This is a genomic window from Paenibacillus radicis (ex Xue et al. 2023) (assembly GCF_024722015.1).
In the GTDB taxonomy this organism is placed as follows: domain Bacteria; phylum Bacillota; class Bacilli; order Paenibacillales; family NBRC-103111; genus Paenibacillus_S.
This window is the reverse complement of the sequence record NZ_JANQBD010000020.1, coordinates 1-24,351: the sequence shown is the minus strand read 5'-3', so window position 1 is coordinate 24,351 and position 24,351 is coordinate 1. Positions and strand designations below refer to the sequence as shown.

The following is a 24,351-nucleotide window of genomic DNA, read 5'->3' as shown; positions in this document are numbered from 1 at the left end:
ATGGATAAAACCAGATCTGTTATTTCATGAATGCCCTCTATACAAGGATACGATTAAGAAGCTTTATTGCGTATGAAACGTTTCTTTTTCGTTATTATTTTGTGCTAATATATCTTGGACCGTTTCATTGAGCTTTGGATCCTTTTTGATGATTTCCTCTACTTTACCAAGCCCACTGCTGTTTGTCGAGAAAGCATCTTCCTTCTTAAAAGCATTCGATGAAGACGAAGCTGTCTTATTGCTCGAATGCTTGCTACTGTCGAAAGGGCTGGTTGAGGCGCTGTCTGATGCCCCGTTGAATCTATCCTTTGCTTTATCCATCATATTTCCGACTGACTGATTATTGCTGCTGAATGCGGATAATAACATCGATTTACTTTTATTGTTCAAATATACGACTGCGGCTGCCCCAACTAATCCACCAAATAAAAATGATCCTAATTTCATGTTATCCCTCCATTCGTATAGGTTCGAACTTATTTTTTACTATGTACGAGGGAAGCATGCATGATAAAATTAGGAAACCACCACGAATAGGAGCAACTTATAATGAATATGAAGCTTACAACACTGTTAGCCGCGATGCTGATACTGACCTCAACGGCCTGCTCGAATAATCCAGGCACTCCTGCAGCATCCCAGCAACCTGCACCTGCATCGCCACAAGTCCAAGGATCAACTAATACGCCACAAAGTCCGGATCAGAAATCATTGCCGGAAAAACTAACGGAAACGGCCCCTGTAAAGCCTCCAGTTGATTCACAGCCTCCTTCGGCTGGCAAAGACTCTAATCAACCGACAACTGCACCTCAACCGGCAACCAAACTTTACAAAATGAATCCTAAATCTTATGACATAGTTCCAATCGATCCTGCAACAACTGATAAAAAGGTTGTATTGCTCACGTTTGATGACGGTCCGCGCAATAAAGAAGTATTGGAAGGCATTTTAAACACTCTGGATAAACATAAAGCCAAAGCTATTTTCTTCGTCAACGGTTATTTGGTAAAACAAAAGCCCGAGCTGCTCAAGCTAATTAAGGAGCGTGGCCAAACGATTGGAAATCACTCATGGGACCACATCGATTTAAAGAAGGAAGGCAAGGAGAAGATAGCTCAGCAGGTCGAAGATGTGCAGGCCATTGTGAAGGAGCTAACAGGAAGCGCACCCCAGTTTTTCCGCCCGCCATTTGGGTCTGGTAGTGATGAGCTGCGAGCCAAAGTAAAACAAGAAAACATGCTTTATATGACATGGTCCAATGGTTCTTTGGACTGGGAAATGTCAGTTAAGAAAAATGATCCCAATAAGGTGATCAGCAATGTTATGGAGCAGCTACGAGGAGGCAGCAACATATTAATGCATGAGCTTCCTTGGACAGAGAAAGCTTTGGACAGCATGCTCACTCAATTGGAGGAAAAGCAGTACGGCTTTGTAGACCCAGGCCTCATTGAAATAACCCCTTAATATCCCAAAGAGCTAGCATTCAAGGGAAGCTAATTTCAGGCTTCCCCTTTCACCTTGCGCCAGCCCCACACTAACAATCCTGCAACCAGCATTATAAATAACCATAATAAAGATCGGTAGAAAATACGGAGCCATTTTTCTTTCTCAGTTGGATGAACCGCATTTCGCGGAGGAAGAAAAGTATCATCCTCTTCTAACGATTCTTTTTTTATGTCGTTTGTTTGATTATCCAAATTATGTTTTGAATTGGAAAACATTAATCTTCTCTCCTGTAACGAATGATGCAACCCATAATAAAGTCAATAACAAAATGCGCAATAATCGGTGTCCACAAGGAGCCTGTCTGAATATAAATCCACCCCAGGCCGTAGCTAATGCTAAAAACCAAGCCGGTCATAATCCAATGCTGCAAGTAGCGAATGTGAATGGCAGCAAACAAAATGCTGGTCCAGTAGGGACCCCAGGAGGCTTGAATAGCACCGCGGAAAAGCCATTCCTCGCAAATAGCGACAATTAACGACAATAAGGCAATATGCCATAATGGACGATTTTTAAAAATCATCTCATTAATACCGCCGTCATCCATAACTTCTGCCGGGACCCATCTCGATACAAGAATATCGACAAGCAGCACCGCCGCGGCAAAAGCAATACCCCAGATAGGAATATAAATCCCCTTCTCAAGCGATAACATGGCTCCTAGCGAGGGCTTTTGAAAAAGCATAACAATACATGCTATCACAAATACGGCAAGCTGCGTAATGTATAAGTTGATCAAAAGCATTTTATCATTTAAAGATTGAATATCCACTTTTTGAAACTTAAACGGCTTGAAATTAAATTTTTTCATCAATTATTCCCTTTTTCGACAATATCACCTATACTATCAATAGAATTTAAGATAAGGAGCTAGGGTCATGAATAAGCGGCTGTCACGTACCGATTACTTATTTGCCATCATGTTTATCTTTATGCTTGTGCTTGCTCTTGGCACCTTCTTCTTCGGCCTCAGAATGGGACAAGAACGAGCTACAACTAAGTATGAGGACCTGCTCTTCAAAAAAAATGAAGCAGCTAATGGATACTCTGCTTATCATCAACAATATTTGGTGTCCTACTATCATACCATTTATCAGCCATACAGGGAATTTCATAAGAAATGGTTTGAGAAAATCAACGAATTGGAACAAAACCGATCTGCGGACGGGGCCCTTATATTAAAAGAATTAAGTAAAATGGCTAAAGAGAAATACGATGAATTAAGCAATAAAGCAATGCCGGACTCATCTCCACTGCTCCAAGAAGCCCAACAAAATTATGCAAAGAGCCTCAAGCTCTTTCATGAAGCCTTAAACACTCTAACCGCGAGAGCGAACGGAATGCCTGGAGCTGACCTGGTTACGCTAATGGATAAGGATGTATATTTATCCGAGGCCAAGCAATTTTCACTGAACTCACAAAAAAACTACTATGAATCGATCATCAAATGGAACGAAACCGACAACCCTCAGCTAAAAAAGGTCGATGTGAATAAACCGCTCCCCCTTGCGGATTGGAGCACCTTGAGTCTGAACGTGAAGAATGATTACATAGCACAATCGCTTGCTACAGGTAAATCCTTCACAACCTTTACCCCACAGGACTTATCTGTTCGTATCGATGAAATTATATTTTCCGGGCAAGCCAAGAAAATGAATCTCAACGAGGTTCATCAAGTTATCGGCGTGCTTCTGGCAACGGAAGCTGTACGTACCGGCGATTTTATCCGTAATAAAGCGAAGTTTTATCCTAATGAAGTACTTCCACAGCTGCCTTTCTTCTCAAGTCAGAACTAACCCAAAATAAAGCCATCGTGAAGGAGCCTTGTTCCCGAAACGATGGCTTTTCATTTGTACACGAAAGCCTTAATCGTACTGGAACCCTCTGAGCATCGCAACCGCTGCCATGCCACCCTCCACATTAATTACATCCTCATACCCTTGCTCTTGTAAAAAATAGCAGACATTCGCGCTGCGGACGCCATGGGCACAAATGATATATAGTTTACGATCTCTCGGCAGCTGATCCAAATTACCGGGGATCGTATTCATGGGTATTAATATGGACTCTTCGAGGTGATAATATTCCCATTCCATTCGTTCACGTACATCTATGACTAAAGCATCTTCAAGCTCACCCCGATTAAGTATTCCGGTAAATTCTCTTGGTGAAATCATTTCAAATGAGTCCATATCCATCACTCCTCTAACTGTGTTGATTGAAGAATAAACGAAAATTCACATTAGATCAACCCAAAACCATTGCTTTTCTGCCCAGTTTGCCATAAAATATGGTAGTGTTCTTAGTCAAGTTAATCTGCATTTATTAAGTTCACACTGCTATTATTAATTAGGTTTTGAATAAGCTGTGACAACATTCTTCATCTATTGACACGACCTTCCAGGTCATGTTACGCTTATGAAAATTTCATTTGTAACAAAACATTGACGGAGAAAGTGTAAACCCAGTAATGCGCAGAGAGCCGATGACAGGTGCGAATCGGACATTATTGTTTACACAGAGCACTCCAGAGTTGCTGAACTGAAAGTACAGGGACATTCATTGGAATACCTGTTTCCTATAGGTACAGCCGGGTAGAAACCGTTATATTTCCGGGTCTTTAACAAAGACCCATAAGGTTGCAGGTGCGAGCTTGCAGCGAATTAGGGTGGTACCACGAAAGTTACTCTTCGTCCCTTGTATACGGTAATCGTATGGGGATGAGGAGTTTTTTTGTGTTTGTGTTTAATATGAATTGGAGGTCAGTGAGAATGTATAAAGTGTTGGTTATGGATGGCATCAGCGATTTGGGAATCCAACTGCTGAATGACGCAGCTGATGTAACAGTGGATAAGAAAGCAGGTCTCTCTGAGGATGAACTGGTTGCAATCATTGCTGATTACGATGCGATGATGGTACGCAGTCAAACGAAGGTAACTGAACGTATTATGGCCGCAGCTCCTAAGCTTAAAGTAGTTGGCCGTGCAGGTGTAGGAGTCGACAACATCAACCTGGAAGCCGCTACTCAGCGTGGTATCGTTGTTATTAACGCTCCTGACGGCAATACAATCGCAACTTGCGAATTAACATTCGCGATGATGATGGCTGTTGCTCGTTCCATTCCTCAAGCTTACAAAAAAACAGTTGAAGGCGAATGGGATCGTAAAACATTCGTAGGCGTAGAGCTTCGCAATAAAGTATTGGGAATTCTCGGTATGGGCCGAATCGGCAGCGAGGTAGCCAGACGTGCAAAAGTATTCGGGATGGAAGTCATCGGATATGACCCGTTCCTCACTGAAGAGCGCGCAGAGAAACTTGGCGTGAAGCTGGGTACTGTTAATGAAATAGCAGCTCAAGCCGATTTCATAACTGTCCACACACCACTTACGAACGAAACCCGACACATTATCGCGCGTCCTCAATTCGAATTAATGAGAAAAGGCGTAAGAATTATCAACTGCGCCCGCGGCGGCATCATTGATGAGCTGGCATTGGTTGAAGCGATTGAGTCCGGTATTGTCGCAGGAGCTGCTTTTGACGTATATGAACAAGAGCCTCCGCAAGCAAACCATCCGTTCTTGAACAATCCAAAGATCATTGTAACCCCTCACTTGGGCGCTTCAACTGTCGAAGCTCAAGAGAACGTGGCTATTGATGTATCTGAGGAAGTGCTTCACATCTTGCGTGATGAGCCCTTCAAAAATGCGGTTAACATGCCTCCGGTTCCGGCAACCGTTTTGAATCAGCTTCAGCCTTACTTCTCGCTTGGCGAAAAGCTGGGTCAATTCATTGGACAAACAACAGAAGGTGCTGTTAAAGAAATCGTTGTAAGTTATGCCGGCGATTTGGCAGATGTGGACACTACTCCACTTACCCGCTATATTGTCAGAGGTATCTTGTCCAACCAATTAGAGGGTGTGAATATCGTTAATGCGATGCACCTAGCCAAGTCACGTGGCGTTAACGTCGTTATTCAAAAGTCAGCAGCAAGCAAAACATTTACTAATTTGCTGTCTGTTACACTTAAAACCAAAAATGAAGAACATATAGTTGCAGGTACTCTACTCAGCGGTTATGGCGAGCGTATCGTACAAATTGATCAATATCCTGTAGATATCGCACCAAACGGAAATCTTCTTCTTATCTCACATAATGACAAACCAGGTATCATCGGTAGAGTTGGAACATTGCTTGGAAGCAACGATGTCAACATCGCGACCATGCAGGTAGGCCGTAAAGTGATTGGCGGTTCCGCTATTATGGTACTAACAACAGATAAGCAGACTCCAAAAGAAGTTCTAGGCCAATTGGTTCAACTTCCTGATCTAACTCACGTAAGCGAGCTTTCCCTTTAGTAGTTGGCTAAGTTAACCTAATTGTTTCACGAACAACAAGATAAAGTCGTACATTTCAACAAAAAGAGAGCCTCTGATCCTAGAATCGGAGGCTCTCTTTTAAATTTTAGCGTCTTTCAGAGGAAGAATTACGGAAAATGTCGTTCCTTGACCTACAGTGCTTTTAACCTGTACAGCTCCCTGATGTGCCTCCACAATGTTGCGAACAATAGACAGTCCTAAACCTGTCCCTCCTGAAGTGCCCCTTGTACGAGCCTTGTCAGCCTTATAGAATCGTTCAAAGATGTACGGCAAATCACTTGCAGCTATTCCATAGCCTTCGTCGCTTATTTCAATAAGAACCGCTTTCTCACCTTTATACTGAATGGTATCTGCACGCATTCCAATTGCCGCATCTTGAGGAGTGTGCCGAAAAGCATTATCCATCAAGTTCGTCATTACCTGCTCCAGCCTGTCTTCATCTACTTCATGCAAAATAAGTTCCTGTTCCGGAAGCTCGCAGGTTAAAGAAATATTCTGGTCCTTGGAGAGCACGGCAAACTTTCGGTGGATTCGTTTCATAAAGCTTCCTACATCCATCGGTCTGAAATGAAGCTCCAGATTGCCTGTTTCCATACGGGCAAGGTCCAACAAATCTCTCACTAGCCTTCCCATCCGCAAAGACTCATCATGAATAACCTGAGCAAGCTCCTGGCGCTCTTCAGGCGTTGCTGCGATATCATCGAGCAGTGCCTCACTGTATCCTTGGAGCATCGATAAAGGCGTGCGCAGCTCGTGGGATACATTAGCCACGAAATCCTTGCGCAGCTTATCCAGCCTAAACTCCTCCGTAACATCACGAAGCACAGCTACGACGCCACGTACAGCATCTCTCGAATACAGAGGCGCCATTACAACGGACCAAACTTCGTTCTGGACATGGAGCTTGGAAGATATCTCGTGAGCCCCGCTAATCACGTCATCAAACAGCATCTTCATCGGTTCAGGTATTTTTCCATCCTGCACTTCCAAAGATGAAATGACAGAGCCCTCGTTCTTCAAATCATCATTCCATTGAATCTCGTTCCACTCCGTAATAATCTTATACCCTTGCGGATTGGTAAGAATAACATTCCCATCCGCATCAAAAGTCACTACTGCGTCCGTCATACTTCTCAGCACGCTCGACAGATGCTCTTTTTCATGACTTAAGGCCTTAATTGTATCCGATAACTCCTCACCCATGCGGTTAAAGGTTTTGCCGAGCTCTCCAATTTCATCGGTAGATGCTATCGGAACTCTTGTACCGTATTCACCATGTGAAATTAAATCCGCCGCTTTCTTAAGGCGCAACAGAGGCTGAGTAATTTTCGTAGAGAGAAAGAAGGTAAAGAAGGTGGTCATCAGAAAACCGATAACCCCAACATAAGCAAATACTCGCTTTACATACGCTTGTGTAACCTCCACCGATTGAGTGGATTGATACACTATAGCCGCGCCGATAATATTTTGCTGAGCGCTATCCTTTAACGGAACTGCAACAGCTGAATATTGGCTATTCGTATACTGCTTCTTCCCCCCTGATGTTCCAGCAACCTGGTTATCTATCGACTCACCGGCGAACACAGCTTGAAGCGATTGCTTGGTAAAAAAATCATCATAATGCAAATCATTCAAATTGCCATTATCGTGAAAAGTATTCAATTGCTTTAAATCGGTATTAATAATAAATACATTCGCTTCCTGTGCGCTCAATAAATCATTGACCAGGTTTATATAACGATCTTCTTCCATATGACTTGAAATGCCGCTTGCAACTTTGGCAGCAAGCCTATGCAAGTTTTCCGTTTGATCCTGTGACTTTGGAAAGGACGTTTCGATATATTGACTAAGAAATAAACCTAATACAACCAATATTACAGCAACCAATCCAATAATGGTCAGCCATAGCTTTCCTACTACGCTTTTTAAAATAAACACTTTACTTAGGCACCTCTAGCTTGTAACCTACACCCCACACAGTTGTAATCATGGATGCAGCATCCGGAGATACCTTATTCAACTTCTCTCTCAGCCTTTTAACATGAGTATCAACGGTACGTAGATCCCCAAAAAACTCGTAATTCCAAACGTCCTTTAATAGCTCCTCACGGGAAAACACTTTATCCGGAGAAACAGCCAAATAATGCAGCAGCTCATATTCTTTAGGAGTTAGAGCCACTTCTTGTCCACCGGCACTTACACGGTGAGCGTCATGCTCAATTACAAGGTTCGGGAACACGATATTGTTGCTGGTGTTAACTTCCTTGGACAAGTAAGCCGTAACGGATGATCTGCGCAAAATCGCTTTGACCCGATAAATCACCTCACGCGGGCTAAAAGGCTTCACAACGTAGTCATCAGCACCCATTTCAAAGCCTTGGACACGGTTCGTCTCTTCACCTTTAGCTGTTAGCATGATAACCGGCGTAGACTTTACCTGACGCAATCTTGCACACACCTCATTGCCATCGATACCAGGCAGCATGACATCAAGAAGTATCAAATCATAGTCAACTTCCAATGCATATTTCAGAGCTGTCTCGCCATCTTCCGCCTCTTCGATAATAAAATTTTCCTTTTCCAAATACATCCGCAGTAATCGGCGAATTCTCTCTTCATCATCGACTACCAATATTGTCATTTTCGCTTCTTGCATGGATATCAGCCCTTTCTCAATAAATTATACGCCCGAGTAAGAATGTAGTCCGGCAATAACAAGGTTAACGCCGATTAATGTAAACATTACAACCATAAACCCAATAACCGCAAGCCACGCAGACTTCTTCCCCTGCCAGCCTTTGGATAAACGCAAATGTAAATAGGCGGCATAGTACAACCATGTAATTAATGCCCATACTTCTTTGGGATCCCATCCCCAGAAGCGTCCCCAGGCTTCAGCAGCCCATATCATAGCGAATATCAATGCTCCCAGTGTGAAAATGGGATAACCAATGGCGATCGCCCGATAGCTGATCTCATCGATATCCTCTCCATCAATACCATGGAGCATCGGACTTAGCGCTGTACCCAACGGTTTACGGACAACAATCCGAAGCAAACCATACAAGATCAAGCCCGCAAGAACAGACCATACAACCGTATTCAGCTTCCGTCCTGCATTCGCTCCCTTCATCCATGATGGAGCTTCGAATGGGGCTTCTGTCATACCGAGGAACGGTTTCATATCCAATTGCTCCCCTTGGTATGGCTTAAAGATCGGTGGCAGCACATAATCTACTGGCTGCTTTATAGTACGTTCAATACCCTCTTTATCGGTGTATGTAACATCGTTCGCAAACTTGGCATGATAGCCTGATGCATTGAATCCGAATATAGATACAACGAACGCGATGATCATAACCAGGAAAAATAACGTGAACTCAACCCCACGCTGCTCTTTACGATCTGCAGCTTCCTTGCTTTTGAAATTAACACTGCGCAGCAAGTACATAAGTCCGGCCGCAAAACCTACGGCAAAGAAGGCTTCGCCTGTCGCAGCAGTAGTCACGTGGATTTTGAGCCAATAGCTTTGCAAGGCGGGAATCAATGGTTGAATTTCTTTAGGAAATACCGAAGCATAGGCGATAATGATAATGCCAACGGGAAGTGCAAAAGCACCAAGCACCGGAGCACGGTACAGAAAATAAACAATGATAAAAGCAAACATAATCATCATGCCGAGGAAGGTCATAAATTCATACATATTGCTGATTGGAATATGCCCGCCTTCCGCCCAACGCAAGAAGAAAAAAGAAACATGGCCAAGGAAGCCGACAATAGTCAATCCTATTGAAACATTTCCCCATTTCTTTATGTGTGCCTCAGGATCATTCTGATTCCACTTTTTGCCGAGAATTGCGATAACAAAGCTCAAGAATGCAGCATTGTACACAATAAACGCGATTAACAAAAACAGACTGCTGTCCACTATTTCACCACTCCTGCTTCCAACGATTTAGGATCTACATCTATACCTGACTTATGAAGAAATTGTGCTACTTCCTTACGGACCCCAAACCAGTTTTTGCTTGTATGCGCACCCAACGCTAATTTTCCATTATCAATACGAAGCCAAATCCGTCTATGATGCCAATAAAAGCCCATAATTAAGCCAATCATTGAAATCGTAGCTCCAACCCAAACGAACGGCATAGCCCGGTCAATACGTATGTTTAAATAACTGATATATTCGGAAAATTTAACATCGGTCATTGAATTTACAGATAACTCCAGCTTGTCGGCCATGGCTCCATTGATTTTATCCTGCTGAAATGCTTCCTTATCTATCTGTCTTGGGAAATAAAGATAAGGCTCGCCTTGCGGCAGCAAATCAGGTCCTGTTATAGAAAAAATAAAGGCAGGCATTTTCGGTTCATTCGAGTTAGTCATCGGCATGCCCTTGGAATCCAACCCAAAATCAGGGAAATAAGCTTTCAATGTCAAAGTATAAGCACCAGCTTTATAGCTTTCAGCCGGTCTCGACATGGAAAGATCAATACTTCCGTAAGCTTCGCCTGTTTTTTTATTTTTGAGAGTCGGCTTCACTGAAATCAGCATCGGTGATTCCTTATAATCGAATTGATAGGCCATAAAACCTTTATATTGAAGCGGCGTATTGACGATAATATCTTGTCGGTACACTTCCTTGAGCTGCGGCTCTTTCCCGGAATCATTGCAATCAGCCGTGCATTCATACAAGACGGCTTTGGTCTCATACACTTTGGGAACAGCCTGCTGCTTCTCGCGGAAACCTTCAGACATTTCCTGCTCGCTATAATATTCAAGTGTAAATTTTTCATTTTTCAAATAATAAGGTGTGTCCGTAATTTTGACAGCTTGACCCTCAGGAAATGCAATATGTTGATCCATATGCCAGCCTGGAATACCTCTCATCAACACAGCCATGAGAAAAATAATGAGGCCAATGTGATTGATGTATGGACCCCAGCGGCTAAACCTGTATTTCTCCGCAAGTAATGCGGTTCCATCCTTGTGTACACGGTAATTCTGTTTTTTAAGCAGCACAGCGGCTTGATCTACCCATTCCAATTCCTCTGCCTTAGAGTCCTCAGCGGAAGCCGGTTTTTTATTGTTAAACGGTCCTTCGTAAGATACCTTTTGCCGTAAAATAAAGTCCAGATGTTTGCGAATCTGCTGCTTATTGAGTGCACGGTAAAGCGGCAGTACACGATCCAAGCTACACACGACAAGCGACGTCCCAATCATAAAAAGGAGGCCAATAAACCACCATGATTCGAAAGTGTGCGATAAACCTAATAAATAATAAATTTCTCCAAATGTTCCATAGGTGTCCTTGTAGTAGGTAGAAGCATCAAAATTGAGAAAGGTGCTTTCCTGAGGATATATCGTACCCAGCGATGATCCTATGAGTGTAATAATAATCAGATAAATAGCGATCTTTACAGAGGAAAAAAAGTTCCATACTTTATCCAGAAGGTTTGGATTTTCCTTCTGTGACCGTCTGGCCACCCCATCGTAGCGCATTTCAAGTGGAGCTTCTCCCTTGACCTCATACAAGGGCTTGCCACAGGATTCGCAAAGAACGGTACCTACATGATTCTGGTGTCCGCATTCGCATTTTGTGTTTTGAATCATGGTGGTCCTCCATAAAGAATATTTGTGAGTTAGTTCAGCGTTGCAGCTTATTAGCTGTGCAGCGTTGCGTAAAAGAGAGCGCCTGCGGCCGCTGTTGAAAGAGTGTTCCCTGATTCGGAAAAGAACTACGTTGTAGGAACACTCTTTCAAAGGCGGCGCGTAAACTCTCCGGCTGCTCTCTTTTACTCCACTGAAGCAAACCACCGAGACAAATAACTCTAGTCGTTATTTAGTAGTAAGATAAGCAAACTCCCCCGGGTCGTTTGCGTCGCTTGTGTAGAACAAGAGAAAACAAAAGAAAAGCCAGAATTTAAGCAGGATTTAAATAATCCCCGGCGTTCAACCTTATTTGTCTTCAGGACCGATACAGAAGTTACTTGGAAGCTGAGATGGAAGCAACGGTTTGCTCAATGAAGGCTTCTGTCATTTCGCCGATCCAAATCTTGGCGATTTTACCGTCGGGGCCAACAAAAAAGGTCGTGGGGTAATTCATAACACCGTAGCGCTTGCGCGTTTCCTCGTTATCATCCAGCAAGATAGGAAAAGTAATTTTGTATTGATCAATGAAATTTTGGACGGTAATCTTGCTTTCCCCCAAATTCAAACCAAAAAATTCCACCTTCTGAGCGTTTCGTTTATCAAACTGATGCTGGATCGCCGGCATTTCATCTTTACAAGGAGGACAGAAAGTACCCCAGAAGTTGATCATTACCGTCTTCCCTTTATAATCAGACAGCTGATGCTTCTTGCCATCCAACCCAACAAGCGTGAAATCCGGAGCCTTGCTGCCTTCTACAGGTTTCTTGTCCTTAGCATACAAATTATTGATTAACGTTAACGCCCCAATCAAAAGAACAGCAGAAAAAATAATCAGCTGCACCCATCGTTTATTTTTTCCCATTGGTTTACACCTCAAACCTTTGCTTATCGAACCTAACACCTATTATATCGAAAATTACAGTCCGTGCTTATTTCCCTTTTTGAATATTATGTGTCTTGAGCGCGTTGTCTGTCAGTTCTTTGATTTCATGTGTTGTTAAATGGCGATATCTGCCGCGCCCGACACCTGTCAGAGCCAACGGCCCAAACATAACGCGTCGAAGCCTGGTGACGGGAAATTGGATCGCATCGAACATCCGGCGAACCTGTCTGTTTCGACCCTCATAAATGGTTATGGAGACGATAGTTTCTTTACTTTCCGGATTGATGTCATGATAATCAACCTCTGCAGGAGCAGTCATACCGTCCTCCAGCTCAATCCCGCTGCGCAGCTTGTCCAAAAGTGATCCATGAGGCACACCTTTTACAGTAGCATGATATGTACGAGGGACATGGTGCTTCGGATGTGTCAACAGATTGGCAAACTCGCCGTCATTAGTTAACAGCAGAAGCCCTTCTGTGTCATAATCCAGCCGGCCGACCGGGTATATCCGCTCAGGGATATCCTTAATAAAGTCTGTGACAATTTTGCGTCCGCCTGGATCCGAAGCACTTGTAATAACTCCCTTTGGCTTATGAAAGAGCACATATACCTTTTTCTGCTGCCGGATGGCTCGTCCGTCCACATGGATCACATCCTGGTTGGCGCTTACTTTCACGCCCAAGGTTGTGACCACTTCGCCATTGACCATAACACGGCCTGCAGTAATTAATTCCTCACATTTTCTCCGGGAGGCAACTCCCGCTTCTGCCAATACTTTTTGTAATCGTTCCATTGGTCTCTATTCACCTCAACCCTAATGATACCTATCCTCAGACGAAATCACAAGCTGCGACCAAGGAAAGAATGCGCCCGGGCAAGATATAGTATGAGGGAAAATGTCATCATGCTGGAACTTGAACGTATCCGCCAATCTTAAAACCAATTTATTCAACAAAAAAAATTGCTCTTTTTCTTCTAATGAAAAAGGATGACGGTGATCGGAGAAATCACCTTCCAGGCAAATATGAATATACAAAGGGTCTGTTTGTTCGGAAGAAGGGATGATCGATCCATTGCGGGTGATAAAAAAATCATACCCTTTTCCATTGATGGAGGGACAAATTGAATGGTGAATGACAATTCCAAAAAACTGCACGCAGCTCACTCCTATGTGCAACCATAGCTTCCATTGCAGCTTGAAGCCGGTTATCACTTCTAATGCGTTAGCTGGTACAGTATATGTGCGGAGAAAAGCGAGGGTTCTAGGCAAAAACTAAATAACAAATAAGTATAGAGGCCACAAAACCAACAATATCCGAAATTAATCCTACCTTAAGAGCATAACTTGCTTTACGAATACCGATAGCCCCAAAGTAAACAGTGATCACATATAAGGTTGTATCTGTACTGCCCTGAATTGTCGAAGCGATACGACCTACCATGGAATCCGGACCAAATTGCTGCAGCAAATCGGTAGTGAACGCGAGCGACCCTGCCCCCGTAATTGGACGCAAGATCGCTAAAGGCAGCACTTCACTTGGTATTCCAATCATCTCGAAGAAGGGCCTCGACCACCCAAGCATCAGCTCCATAGCTCCTGATGCACGAAATACACTGATTGCCACCATCATCCCGACAAGATGAGGGATAATGCGGATTGCTGTGTCAAAGCCCTCCTTCGCACCATCAACAAACGATTCATAGACCGGTACTTTACGATACACTGCATATAACGGAATAAAAACAATGATAACAGGAATGGCCCACGCCGAAATTAAATTCACGATTGAGTACAAGGGAATCATCCTTTCCCTTTTGGATTATGCTTGGAGGATTGGCCCTGCAGCATTAAATATTTCCGTCTGTACCATTTGTCCACAAGAATAGCAGCAACAGTCGAAACAATCGTTGCAAGCAAGGTAGTCCCAACAATTTCAGCTGGGTTAACGGAGTTATAATTCATACGAATGGCAATTAATGTAGTTGGGATAAGCGTAATGCTAGCAGTGTTGAGCGCAAGAAGCGTGCACATTGCCGGACTGGCAATATCCTTATTGGAATTCAATGTTTGCAGCTCCTGCATCGCCTTAATGCCCATCGGAGTGGCTGCATTTCCAAGCCCCAAAATATTGGCTCCCATATTGGACATGATATATCCCAAAGCCGGATGATCCTTGGGCACACTAGGAAATAAGAAGCGCACAGCCGGTCGAAGCAACGCAGACAGCACTCGCAGCATACCGGCATCCTCAGCGATACGCATAATGCCAAGCCAAAAAACCATGATGCTGATAAGACCAAAGCAAACGGTTACCCCGCTTTTGGCCCCGTCAAAGGTGGCCTGCGTAACCAACTCTATCTTACCCTGCGCTGCAGCGACAATAAAGCCGGCAACGATGAAAAATAACCAAATTACATTCACCATGAGTTATCGCCACTCCCTCCCCGATTTGGCTGTCAATCGGTATTTCCCATAAACAAGACTCTCACTAAAAAATGCAAATTAAATAACCATCTATCCATAACTGACACTTCGCCTATTCCCGTTTCCGTAAACGAAAATGCGCTGCTGTCTTTAAGCTTCAGTCTTGGGCTATCTTTCATATATATAGGCACGCTGCCAATCGATTTGCCGTTTAACAAAAACTGTTGTTTTCCTAATTCTCCCATCCGAAAATATATCGAATCCTGACCATTGAAATCTAATTTCGATGTAACTTGCGCTTTCTCCCCATCAAGAACAGGGTAAGCGAAGCTGGCTCCTGCCACATATTCCGTACCTTGGATGGCATCTCCTTTTTGAACATAAGTTTGTAAAGGATAGTTCTTAAAGCCATAGTCCAACAGCTTGGAATGGTCAGCCCAGTCATCTGAATCGTTAAGAGTAACGACAGCCAATTGTTGTCCATTACGTGTAGCAGAGGATACGAGGCATCGTTTAGACAGCTTTGTATAGCCCGTCTTGACTCCATCTGCGCCTTCATACAGGTTAAGCATCTTATTTTTATTCATCCATGTGTAATCCCAGGCTTCATTGGGGTTGGGTGCTTTTTTCACCTTCGTCTTCACGATCTCTTGAAATACCGGATTTCGCAATGCGTAGGCTGTCAGCTTGGCCATATCGTTTGCAGTGGAATAGTGGTTTTCCTGATCCAGACCGGAAGGGTTTTTAAAGCTGGAATGCTCCATGCCGATCATTCTGGCCTTCTCATTCATCAGATAGACAAATCCATCCAATGTGCCTCCCACATGCTCGGCAATCGCAGTTGCTGCATCGTTGCCTGAACGCAGCATCATTCCATAAAGCAGATGCTGCAGGCTCATTTCTTCATTCAATCTCAAATAAATAGAGGAGCCTTCTTTGCCAAATGCATTTTTACTTATAGTAGCGGTACTCGATAGATTGCCATGCTCGATTGCAACGATCGCCGTCATGATTTTAGTTAAGCTGGCAATACGCATGGATTTATCACCCTGAGTGCTGTACAGCAATCTCCCGGAACGCACATCTATCAAGGCCGCGGCTTCTGCATGTGTAGAAATTGAGGGAGCAGCTTGTACGCTTACAGGCAAATAAATTACAGAACTAAGCAGCGTCAAAGCAATTAACAGCATAACCATTCTTTTCATCTGGATCCTCCTAAGAACTTTGGCTCGAGCAAAGTTTACTTCGCAAGCAACGACTTGCAGACCTATATCTTGTACATATATATGCTTATCCACAACAGTTATGTCCAAACAAAAAGAACCCCGCCAAAGAACTTAGTTCCTCGCAGGGCCATAATTTTGTTTTATATTATGATACAAAAGCTTTAAGCTAGACGATAAAGTTCTGATTTTCGATATTATTAGTTACGGATGTCCCATTGCTTGTTCCTGTACCGGTATTCATCCCATTGGCTGTATTGCCTTTCATCATGCTCTGAATCCTGTCCACTACAGTCGGTGCCGAATCGATCAAGCGCTCCAGCAGATGTGTCTGATTATCAAGCGGTACAATTTTGACACCTAATTTACTTACCACGAGGAATGCAATCGGAGTAATCGATACCCCACCTCCGCTACCTCCACCAAATGGGAGAGATACTTTGGCATTTGCCGCGTCATTGTGGCTCGTACTGTTTTCCTCAGCGCTAAATTCACTACCTCCAGCCGCAAATCCAAAGCCTACCTTCGATATCGGCATAATTACACTTCCGTCAGGGGTTTCCACAGGGTCACCTACAATTGTGTTAACGTCCACCATCTCTTTGATGTTTTCCATGGCCGTCTTCATTAACCCTTGTATCGGATGTTCTGTCATCGTCATATCGTCCTCCTTCATCTTTTTATAAAAAAGTTCTTTTAAGCATTTGTTAGAATTCCCTGCAAGGATGCGGCATATTCTCGAATTCCTGTTGTCAAAAAATCACAATGCACGATCCGGCTAGCGCCCTGACTTATGCCTTAAACAGTACACGCTGCCATGTTCTCCAACCATCCTTGACCTTTATAATCCGAACGAGCAAATGAAATCCGGCCAACATAATATAATACAAACGAATTCGGGCCAGGCACAGTACCTCAGTTGAAAACTTCACCTCGTTGAATTTTGGTTCAACCCTAAGTTCCGGTCGGGTATCCAGTTTAATGAACCGAAACACAAATCCTAGCAGTGAAGTTTTTAATCCCCATACCATACCTGTCGTTAATGCAGTTTCAGCAGCGTCGCCAACTCCCACAGACGTTTTCCAAACTACTCGTGTACAATGAATATGTCCCAATGTATTTAGAAGCCACTGGTGAAATTGAAAGCAATGACTCAGAAGATCGCGCATTGCATCAAAAGCTTCTTTAATTGTTTTTTTTGTAATTTTTTTCTCTGTATCGGAAACTACATGCTCCTGGGCTTTATCCACGTATTCCGCCTTGATACCTACTCCTTCAGAAAAGCCTTTAAAAACAATAACAGGGACTGTGATTCGTTTCTTCACTAAGCCAAATACAGCTCGGACATCGAAAACAATTTCATCATCATCTTTTTTTCGCATCAATGTAAGACTAAACTTCACATTACTTGAAATTAACATGACCAATAATACAACAGCTACTCCTGCAATCCAGGGCCAAACCATGATTAACCCTCCACTCCCGCAGCCTTCATGGGAAAAAGAAAAACTCCCAATGCAAGAAGCGCTGCTTCTTCTCATTTAGGAGTTAGTATAGCCCTGTATTGGCAAAACATTCGCTGTTACAATCAGGCCGTTCTGCCTGTTTATACCTGTTGTATGCCTGCTTATTCCGTGTCAGATACATCCTCGAAGGTAATTTGTGTAGTGTCCTCACTTCCGAGCTTATCGAATAAAAGCCTGGTTTCTTCCTCTAAATTATCTTCATTATGGAATAGCGATGATTCCGGGAGCTCTGCAATACTGGCCAAAGCAAAATAATCGAGAAATGATTTAGTTGTCCCATACAAAATAGGACGGCCTGGAGCATCTGCGCGATCCACCTCATGAATTAAATCTTTGGCCACCAGTGTCTGCAAGGCACGATCGGCTTTAACCCCTCGGATTTCCTCAATTTCTACTCTGGTGATAGGCTGCTTATAAGCAACAATTGCCAATGTCTCTAACGCTGCCTGTGATAATGAAGTGCGGGATGGGGAATACGCTAGCCGCTCAAAAAAAGGAGCATGTGCCGGCAAGGTTGTTAATTGAAAAGTTCCTGCAAGCTCCACGATTTGCAGCCCTCGCTTACCGCGGCGCAAATCAGCTTTCAGATCCAATACGAGCCCCCTGATGAAATCAGTATTTTGCTCAAGCACCTCGGCTAAATGTTTGACATCGAGACCTTCATCACCCGCTACAAACAGAAGGCCCTCAATAACTGATTTCATCTGCCGTGAATCCATTTGCTGTCCCATCCTCTCTTGCCTGAATCACAATTTCCTCAAATAATCGATGCTGGTAGCATACAACAGCCTTTATCTTCATCAATTCAAGCAGCGCTAAAAATGTTGTAACAATCCCTTCACGGGACATGTCCTCGTCAATTAATTTAGAGAACAGCAGCTTGCCGCCAGCTTGCTCAAGCCATAACACAACTTCCTTCATCCGATCCTTAACAGATATCTCATCCTTGCGGATTTTGGCAATCATGTTCCGGCTTGTCATTCTCCGAAGTGCCTTTTGAAAAGCATATACCAAATCTGCAACATTCAGACCCTTGACCGGATTCTCAATTATATGAGGGATGTAAGGGGTCAAATCCTCAGGCTCACGGGTATAGATGAGGCTTCGCTCCAGCTCTTTATCTCTTAAATGGTCGGCTATCGCTTTATATTTACGATACTCAATCAGCTTGGCCACGAGCTCAGCTCGCGGATCATAGTCCTCATCGAGCATATAATCATCATCATAATCAAACTCAATAATAGGCGGCTTCGGCAATAACATCTTGCTTTTAATAGACAAAAGCGTTGCTGCCATAACAAGAAATTCACTCGTTACTTCAAGCTCCAGCTCCTGCATATCTCCTATATAAGCCATATATTGATCTGTAATTTCCTTGATAGGGATGTTATATATGTCTACCTCAGATTTATCTATAAGATGCAGCAGCAAATCGAGGGGGCCCTCAAACATATCCAGTTTGTATGTAACTTTATCCAACTAGATTTTCCCCCTAAAAGCTTTCCAGATGAAAGCTATCTTCGTAAGCAATAATTATTTAAATATCCTTTGGCATACATAATAAATGGTTCTTTCGCAAGCAATGCTGAGCTTCCATAAGGAAACTCAGCATGTGTAGTTTACTCTATTATACTGATTTTATAGGAAAAAGCTAAATTAAGATAGTTGTTTTGTCAAATTTGCCATTTCAATTGCAGTTACAGCTGCTTCCCAGCCCTTATTACCGGCCTTAGTGCCTGCTCGCTCTACCGCTTGCTCGATGGAATCTGTAGTCAACACTCCAAAAATAGTAGGCACGCCAGTCTTTAGATTGATAGCTGCCACCCCTTTTGCTGCTTCACTGCATACATAATCGAAATGTGGAGTTGAACCACGAATTACGGCACCTAATGTGATGACTGCATCATATTTGCCGCTTTCAGCCATTTTTTGTGCTATTAACGCGATTTCAAATGCGCCGGGAACCCAAGCCACTTCTACCTCATCCTCAGTAGCTCCGTGACGCTTCAACGCGTCCAAAGCCCCGCCCAGCAGCTTGCTGGTGATGAATTCATTAAATCTTCCAACAACGATTCCGTATTTCAGTCCTACTGATATTAAATGTCCCTCGTATACTTTTGCCATGTTTGTTCAACATCCTTCCGATTTTTTATATTTGAAAATCAAGCAAATGGCCTAATTTTTCTTGCTTCGTATGCAAATAATTGGAGTTGGACTCGTTTTCTTCCATCTGAATGGGAACACGCTCCACTACTTCTAAACCATAACCCTCCAACCCTTTAATCTTCCGCGGATTGTTGGTAAGCAGACGGATTTGGGAAACTCCTAAATCTTTTAGAATTTGAGCGCCAATACCGTATTCCCGCAAATCAGGGGCAAAGCCCAGCTTAATATTCGCGTCAACCGTGTCTAAACCTTGTTCCTGAAGCACGTAGGCCTTCAATTTGTTAATCAAGCCGATACCGCGACCCTCTTGCCGCATGTATAGCAGCACACCTGAACCTGCTTCGTCAATCTGCTTCAGCGCTGCATTTAACTGTGGCCCGCAGTCACAACGATGGGAATGAAATACATCACCGGTCAAGCATTCGGAATGCACCCGAACCAACGTAGGAACCGATCCGTCAATTTTGCCTTTGACCAATGCAACATGCTCTTTAGAATCCAATGCGTTCGTATAAGCTACCGCATTATAGTCACCGTAGTCCGTGGGAAGCTTTACTTCAACCTCACGCTGAATTAGTTTTTCTTTCAGATTGCGGTATTGAATAAGATCCCGAATCGTAATGATTTTCATCTCATGCTTGCGGCTGAACTCAAGCAGCTCAGGAACACGAGCCATTTCCCCGTCCTCTTTAATGACCTCGCAAATAACAGCAGCCGGGTATGAGCCGCACATCCGGGCCAGATCTACCGCAGCCTCTGTATGCCCGGTTCTCCGCAGCACACCGCCTTTTTTGGCGATCAATGGAAATATGTGACCGGGACGCCGAAAATTATGAGCCTTCGTAGATGGATCGATCAAAGCTTTAACTGTCATGGAACGCTCCGATGCGGAGATGCCAGTTGTCGTATCACTGTGATCCACGGAAACTGTAAACGCGGTGCCATGATAATCTGTGTTTCTTGCCACCATCGGGGGAAGCTCCAGCTCCTGGGCACGTTCCTCCGTAATGGGTACGCAGACAAGTCCACGGCCTTCCTTGATCATAAAGTTAATGACCTCCGGAGTTGCTTTATCCGCTAATGCGATAAAGTCCCCTTCATTCTCGCGATCTTCATCGTCGACAACGATGATAATTTTACCCAGGATCAAATCATAAATGGCTTCTTCAATCGTATGAAATTGGATAGGTTCCGTCATTTCCACTCCCTGCCTTTCCTTATCTCTTTTACTCTCTATTCGATTAAATAAATCCATTGTCCGCCAGAAAAGCTTCGGTTAAAGTGCTTTGCTTTTTTACCGGTCCGCTACCGCCGCGGGAATTCAACAGCTTTTCAATATATTTACCGAGAACATCTGCCTCAAGATTAACTTGATCTCCTGGCTGCTTCGTCTGTAAAACCGTTTGTGCCAAAGTATGAGGTATTATCGATACCGTGAACCGCTGCTCCGTTACTTGCACTAATGTCAAGCTAATCCCGTCTATTGTAATGGAGCCGTGTGGAATCATATATCTAAGTACTTCTGTGTCCTCCGGCTCAATTTGAAACACAACAGCGTTCTCCTCTGGGACACGGCCTGTAATGATCCCTGTAGAATCAACATGCCCTTGAACGATGTGACCGCCAAAACGGCCCCCCGAAGCCATCGCGCGCTCCAAATTGACTTGATCGCCTACATGAAGCTTTTGGAGCGTTGTTCTGCGGAATGTTTCCGGCATCACGTCGACTGTTATTGAAGTTTCATCGAACTGGATAACAGTTAAACAAACGCCATTCACCGATATGCTGTCCCCTAGATGTACATCCTCCAATATCCGTTTCGCCCCGACCGTCAAAACCATCGCTTGTCCCTGCTTCGTTATCCTGCGCATGGTGCCGATCTCTTCAATAATACCTGTAAACATTCCCTACACCTCGTTCCTATAAAGCGGATAACCGGCAATACAAATATCTTCCCCAAACTGCTGCACCTGAGTCCGCTCCAGTTGGATAGCATCCTTCATGGATTCGAAACCGGAGAATTGAAAATTATCAGGAGCTTGATTGCCGCCTCCGACAATTTTGGGTGCAAAGAACATCAGCAACTTGTCAATCAAGCCAAGCTCCAGCATGGACCCATTGAGCTGTCCACCGCCTTCAAGTAAAATGGATGAAATTTCTCTTTCACCCAGCAATTCCATTGCTTTGGCCAGATCAACCTTTGGTCCGGCGCCGCAAGCCAACACGGTTACACCGGCAGCTTCCAGCTCATCCCGTTTGGTTGCCGCTGCTTCCTCTGTAGTAAGCACAATGGTTTCAATCGAGCGGTCCACGACAACTTTGGCATCCAGCGGCAGACGCAAGCCTGAATCTACTATCACGCGAATCGGGTGCAATCCCGGCACTTCCAATCGGGTCGTTAACAGCGGATCATCGCTTAGCACAGTTCCGATCCCGACCATAATCGATTGATGCCGGTGGCGCAATGTATGCACATAACTTCTGGATTCTGCATTCGTAATCCATTTACTATCACCTGTGCGCGAAGCGATCTTGCCATCCAGTGTACTGGCCGTTTTCAACGTTACAAATGGCCGACGCGTTATAATGAACTTATTGAAGACTTCGTTCAACTGTCGGGCTTCAGTCTCCAGCAAGCCAACATCCACTTGAATACCATGATTTCTGAGCTTGGCAATGCCTGTTCCCGCTACTAGAGGATTGGGATCGCTGCAGCCGACGACTACCCGTTTAACCTTTTCCTGAATCAACCGATCGCTGCATGGCGGCGTTTGGCCATAGTGGCTGCAGGGCTCCAATGTGACGTAGGCCGTGCTGCCCTCTGCTTCCGCCCCAGCCATCTGTAGAGCATGAATTTCAGCATGGGGAGTTCCACGTTTCAGATGAGCTCCCATTCCAATGATGCGGCCTTCTTTCACCAGCACGCAACCGACTACCGGGTTTATGCCGGTTTGACCTGTTGCGCCTGCTGCAAGCTGTATGGCTAACCGCATGTAGTATTCATCATTCAAAAGCTGCAAAATTCAACTCCCTCCCCCGAATTTCAATGTCACGGTCGCTTTGTACACTTTTTGCAACAAAAAAGCCCACTTTTCCTGAGAAAAGGGGCTTGTGTTTGATAGGCATTCGTAAAAACGCAGAACAAATAGTCCATTTGGCATAGCTAAAAAATAATGACAGCACAAAGTAAACAGTCGTTGAGACTGTTAATTGAAAAACCAAGGCTGGTCACAATATAAGCCATGACAAAATAAAACCGTTCCCGTTTTCCTTCTCCCATCCAGACTATACTGTCGGTCTCGGAATTTCACCAAGTCCACCGTCTGCTGCTCGCAATAAGCTGCAGAACGGGTCACGGACTGAACAAAGCGCGATTAAACGCTTCATATCACCGCCGGTGGGGAATTTCACCCCGCCCCGAAGGAAATCATCTTGCTGTAGGTATCTGAATATTCAAAATACCCCAATTGATTAGAAATATTATCATTAACTCAAAAAAAAAGCAAGGAAATTATCCTCACTTTTAATTAGTTAATATATTTATTTATTTGGATATGCTAAATTTATTGTTTTCGAGGCTTATTTTCAACCCCAGTTCCTCTACAGCAAATCGCCAGGTCATCGGAAAATAAGTGACGTCGTTAAAAACTAAAATCGGGTATTCCTCTTTGTCATTATCAATTTCATTGTTGTTCACACGAATTGAGAAGTCCGGCAGTTTGGCATACAAATGTCTAGCCGAAATGATGGCCACTTCATTGGCAAGCTTTTTGGGCGCTTGATTGCTTTTATTAATAGCGAAGCCTTTCTCGGAATCCCAACGCACATCTAACCCAAGGGCTTGTGTAAATCCCCATGTCATAGGGAAATAAGTTACACCTTCATATATTAAAACAGGGTATCTCAATATTCCATTATTCAAATGTATGTTGTTGATCATAATCTTAAAGCTTGGAAATTTGACTTCGTACGTCTTCTTCTGCTTCGCGGAGTTACTTGGAACAGAAGATTCATTCGAAGAACTCGCCGGAGAATTAGCAAGTGCAAGCGGAGGAAATGAAATGAATAATATCAGGACTAATAAGCTGCGAATTAAACGGTTTTTCATGGGCTTCCGCACCTCCAGGTAGTTAATTATACCCATGACAATAATGCTGCACTCGAACTACTTGTTCAATCGTTCAAGTATCCGTCTTGGATATAACTAATACCATCCTATGCTTGTCCCACTTCTGACATTCCACTTTATTCCAACAATAAGCTTCTTGTTTTTATTTGTCCTATGCTTTACTTCCTTACTTCGAAATGCGTTTATTTACAGCCGACTACTTCTTCCATAATGAGTCGAAGCATTAGCGGAAGTAATCATTCCGCTATGGCGTGGAAAGCACAAAAAACAGAGAGATAACGTAACAACGGCTTCCGTTATCTCTCTGTTTTGGGCATATTATTCCTCATTCGCTCCAAATAGTCGAGTAGGCGGGGCCTCTCCTTCTCTTGGATTGCGCCCCTTACCCCTCACAGATCCGTACGTGCGCTATTAACGCATACGGCTCTTCACTTCACCATTACAGGTCGACTGACGAACAGGTTC

General features: G+C 43.8%; 26 protein-coding genes, 1 riboswitch and 1 other annotated feature. Of the genes, 3 read left to right on the top strand and 23 right to left on the bottom strand.

Annotation, left to right across the window (positions count from 1 at the left end; translation table 11 throughout):
* Positions 1 to 63 precede the first annotated feature (63 nt).
* Positions 64 to 447: a hypothetical protein gene (locus NV381_RS24865; RefSeq protein ID WP_258215997.1), complete on the bottom strand. Its 384-nt coding sequence runs from the start codon at positions 445 to 447 to the stop codon at positions 64 to 66.
* A gap of 102 nt (positions 448 to 549) precedes the next feature.
* Here NV381_RS24865 and NV381_RS24860 point away from each other — a divergent pair, with 102 nt between their 5' ends.
* Positions 550 to 1,464 carry a polysaccharide deacetylase family protein gene (locus NV381_RS24860; protein ID WP_258215996.1) on the top strand — a complete coding sequence of 305 codons (915 nt, stop codon included), beginning with the start codon at positions 550 to 552 and terminating at the stop codon, positions 1,462 to 1,464.
* Between the two features lie 35 nt (positions 1,465 to 1,499).
* On the opposite strand, the gene NV381_RS24855 is transcribed toward NV381_RS24860, so the two are convergent.
* Both NV381_RS24855 and NV381_RS24850 read right to left on the bottom strand, forming a co-directional pair.
* Positions 1,500 to 1,721, bottom strand: a complete 222-nt coding sequence (locus NV381_RS24855; RefSeq protein ID WP_258215995.1) for a hypothetical protein — start codon at positions 1,719 to 1,721, stop codon at positions 1,500 to 1,502.
* Positions 1,721 to 2,314 (bottom strand): CPBP family intramembrane glutamic endopeptidase, encoded by a 594-nt coding sequence (locus NV381_RS24850; RefSeq protein ID WP_258215994.1) that lies wholly within the window; start codon positions 2,312 to 2,314, stop codon positions 1,721 to 1,723. Before NV381_RS24850 ends, NV381_RS24855 begins: the two co-directional genes overlap by 1 nt.
* Before the next feature lie 67 nt (positions 2,315 to 2,381).
* Between NV381_RS24850 and NV381_RS24845 the strand changes: the two genes are divergently transcribed.
* Positions 2,382 to 3,299 (top strand): hypothetical protein, encoded by a 918-nt coding sequence (locus NV381_RS24845; protein ID WP_258215993.1) that lies wholly within the window; start codon positions 2,382 to 2,384, stop codon positions 3,297 to 3,299.
* Positions 3,300 to 3,368: 69 nt separating this feature from the next.
* On the opposite strand, the gene NV381_RS24840 is transcribed toward NV381_RS24845, so the two are convergent.
* Positions 3,369 to 3,695: a rhodanese-like domain-containing protein gene (locus NV381_RS24840; protein WP_258215992.1), complete on the bottom strand. Its 327-nt coding sequence runs from the start codon at positions 3,693 to 3,695 to the stop codon at positions 3,369 to 3,371.
* A 243-nt stretch (positions 3,696 to 3,938) separates the two neighbouring features.
* Positions 3,939 to 4,204 (top strand) — a binding site (T-box leader).
* Positions 4,205 to 4,274: 70 nt separating this feature from the next.
* Here NV381_RS24840 and serA point away from each other — a divergent pair.
* Positions 4,275 to 5,858: a phosphoglycerate dehydrogenase gene (gene serA / locus NV381_RS24835; protein WP_258215991.1), complete on the top strand. Its 1,584-nt coding sequence runs from the start codon at positions 4,275 to 4,277 to the stop codon at positions 5,856 to 5,858.
* A gap of 99 nt (positions 5,859 to 5,957) precedes the next feature.
* Here the strand turns inward: serA and NV381_RS24830 are convergent, their stop codons facing one another.
* From NV381_RS24830 to NV381_RS24740, 19 genes are all read right to left on the bottom strand, one after another.
* Positions 5,958 to 7,817: an ATP-binding protein gene (locus NV381_RS24830; protein WP_258215990.1), complete on the bottom strand. Its 1,860-nt coding sequence runs from the start codon at positions 7,815 to 7,817 to the stop codon at positions 5,958 to 5,960.
* 1 nt (position 7,818) lies between these two features.
* Positions 7,819 to 8,535 carry a response regulator transcription factor gene (locus tag NV381_RS24825; RefSeq protein ID WP_258215989.1) on the bottom strand — a complete coding sequence of 239 codons (717 nt, stop codon included), beginning with the start codon at positions 8,533 to 8,535 and terminating at the stop codon, positions 7,819 to 7,821.
* 24 nt (positions 8,536 to 8,559) lie between these two features.
* Positions 8,560 to 9,807 (bottom strand): cytochrome c biogenesis protein CcsA, encoded by a 1,248-nt coding sequence (gene ccsA / locus NV381_RS24820; RefSeq protein ID WP_258215988.1) that lies wholly within the window; start codon positions 9,805 to 9,807, stop codon positions 8,560 to 8,562.
* Positions 9,807 to 11,495 (bottom strand): cytochrome c biogenesis protein ResB, encoded by a 1,689-nt coding sequence (gene resB, locus NV381_RS24815; RefSeq protein WP_258215987.1) that lies wholly within the window; start codon positions 11,493 to 11,495, stop codon positions 9,807 to 9,809. The genes ccsA and resB overlap by 1 nt, the downstream gene beginning before the upstream one ends.
* A 373-nt stretch (positions 11,496 to 11,868) precedes the next feature.
* Complete coding sequence (gene resA, locus NV381_RS24810) at positions 11,869 to 12,396, bottom strand: thiol-disulfide oxidoreductase ResA (RefSeq protein WP_258215986.1); 528 nt, start codon at positions 12,394 to 12,396, stop codon at positions 11,869 to 11,871.
* Between the two features lie 67 nt (positions 12,397 to 12,463).
* Complete coding sequence (locus tag NV381_RS24805) at positions 12,464 to 13,210, bottom strand: pseudouridine synthase (protein WP_258215985.1); 747 nt, start codon at positions 13,208 to 13,210, stop codon at positions 12,464 to 12,466.
* Between the two features lie 21 nt (positions 13,211 to 13,231).
* A complete protein-coding gene (locus tag NV381_RS24800) occupies positions 13,232 to 13,573 on the bottom strand; it encodes an N-acetylmuramoyl-L-alanine amidase (RefSeq protein WP_258215984.1) in 342 nt (113 codons plus the stop codon).
* Positions 13,574 to 13,679: 106 nt separating this feature from the next.
* Positions 13,680 to 14,213 (bottom strand): spore maturation protein, encoded by a 534-nt coding sequence (locus NV381_RS24795; RefSeq protein WP_308862235.1) that lies wholly within the window; start codon positions 14,211 to 14,213, stop codon positions 13,680 to 13,682.
* A 5-nt stretch (positions 14,214 to 14,218) separates the two neighbouring features.
* On the bottom strand, positions 14,219 to 14,842 hold the full coding sequence (locus NV381_RS24790; protein ID WP_258215982.1) for a nucleoside recognition domain-containing protein: 624 nt from the start codon (positions 14,840 to 14,842) through the stop codon (positions 14,219 to 14,221).
* A gap of 32 nt (positions 14,843 to 14,874) precedes the next feature.
* Positions 14,875 to 16,047 carry a D-alanyl-D-alanine carboxypeptidase family protein gene (locus tag NV381_RS24785; protein WP_258215981.1) on the bottom strand — a complete coding sequence of 391 codons (1,173 nt, stop codon included), beginning with the start codon at positions 16,045 to 16,047 and terminating at the stop codon, positions 14,875 to 14,877.
* 187 nt (positions 16,048 to 16,234) lie between these two features.
* Positions 16,235 to 16,720: a GerW family sporulation protein gene (gene ytfJ, locus NV381_RS24780; protein WP_258216147.1), complete on the bottom strand. Its 486-nt coding sequence runs from the start codon at positions 16,718 to 16,720 to the stop codon at positions 16,235 to 16,237.
* 136 nt (positions 16,721 to 16,856) lie between these two features.
* A complete protein-coding gene (locus tag NV381_RS24775) occupies positions 16,857 to 17,531 on the bottom strand; it encodes a DUF2953 domain-containing protein (protein ID WP_258215980.1) in 675 nt (224 codons plus the stop codon).
* Between the two features lie 161 nt (positions 17,532 to 17,692).
* Positions 17,693 to 18,310 (bottom strand): SMC-Scp complex subunit ScpB, encoded by a 618-nt coding sequence (gene scpB / locus NV381_RS24770; protein ID WP_258215979.1) that lies wholly within the window; start codon positions 18,308 to 18,310, stop codon positions 17,693 to 17,695.
* Positions 18,279 to 19,043 carry a segregation and condensation protein A gene (locus tag NV381_RS24765; RefSeq protein ID WP_258216146.1) on the bottom strand — a complete coding sequence of 255 codons (765 nt, stop codon included), beginning with the start codon at positions 19,041 to 19,043 and terminating at the stop codon, positions 18,279 to 18,281. Before NV381_RS24765 ends, scpB begins: the two co-directional genes overlap by 32 nt.
* A 204-nt stretch (positions 19,044 to 19,247) precedes the next feature.
* Complete coding sequence (gene ribE / locus NV381_RS24760) at positions 19,248 to 19,715, bottom strand: 6,7-dimethyl-8-ribityllumazine synthase (protein ID WP_258215978.1); 468 nt, start codon at positions 19,713 to 19,715, stop codon at positions 19,248 to 19,250.
* A gap of 25 nt (positions 19,716 to 19,740) precedes the next feature.
* Positions 19,741 to 20,955, bottom strand: coding sequence for a bifunctional 3,4-dihydroxy-2-butanone-4-phosphate synthase/GTP cyclohydrolase II (locus NV381_RS24755; protein ID WP_258215977.1), 1,215 nt, complete (start codon positions 20,953 to 20,955; stop codon positions 19,741 to 19,743).
* A 43-nt stretch (positions 20,956 to 20,998) separates the two neighbouring features.
* The gene (ribE, locus tag NV381_RS24750; RefSeq protein ID WP_258215976.1) at positions 20,999 to 21,661 is read right to left on the bottom strand and encodes a riboflavin synthase; all 663 of its coding nucleotides are present in this window, start codon (positions 21,659 to 21,661) and stop codon (positions 20,999 to 21,001) included.
* A 3-nt stretch (positions 21,662 to 21,664) separates the two neighbouring features.
* Positions 21,665 to 22,777, bottom strand: a complete 1,113-nt coding sequence (gene ribD, locus NV381_RS24745) for a bifunctional diaminohydroxyphosphoribosylaminopyrimidine deaminase/5-amino-6-(5-phosphoribosylamino)uracil reductase RibD (RefSeq protein ID WP_258215975.1) — start codon at positions 22,775 to 22,777, stop codon at positions 21,665 to 21,667.
* Positions 22,778 to 23,021: 244 nt separating this feature from the next.
* A riboswitch (FMN riboswitch) is annotated at positions 23,022 to 23,186 on the bottom strand.
* A gap of 115 nt (positions 23,187 to 23,301) precedes the next feature.
* Positions 23,302 to 23,865, bottom strand: coding sequence for a copper amine oxidase N-terminal domain-containing protein (locus NV381_RS24740; protein ID WP_258215974.1), 564 nt, complete (start codon positions 23,863 to 23,865; stop codon positions 23,302 to 23,304).
* Positions 23,866 to 24,351: the final 486 nt, after the last annotated feature.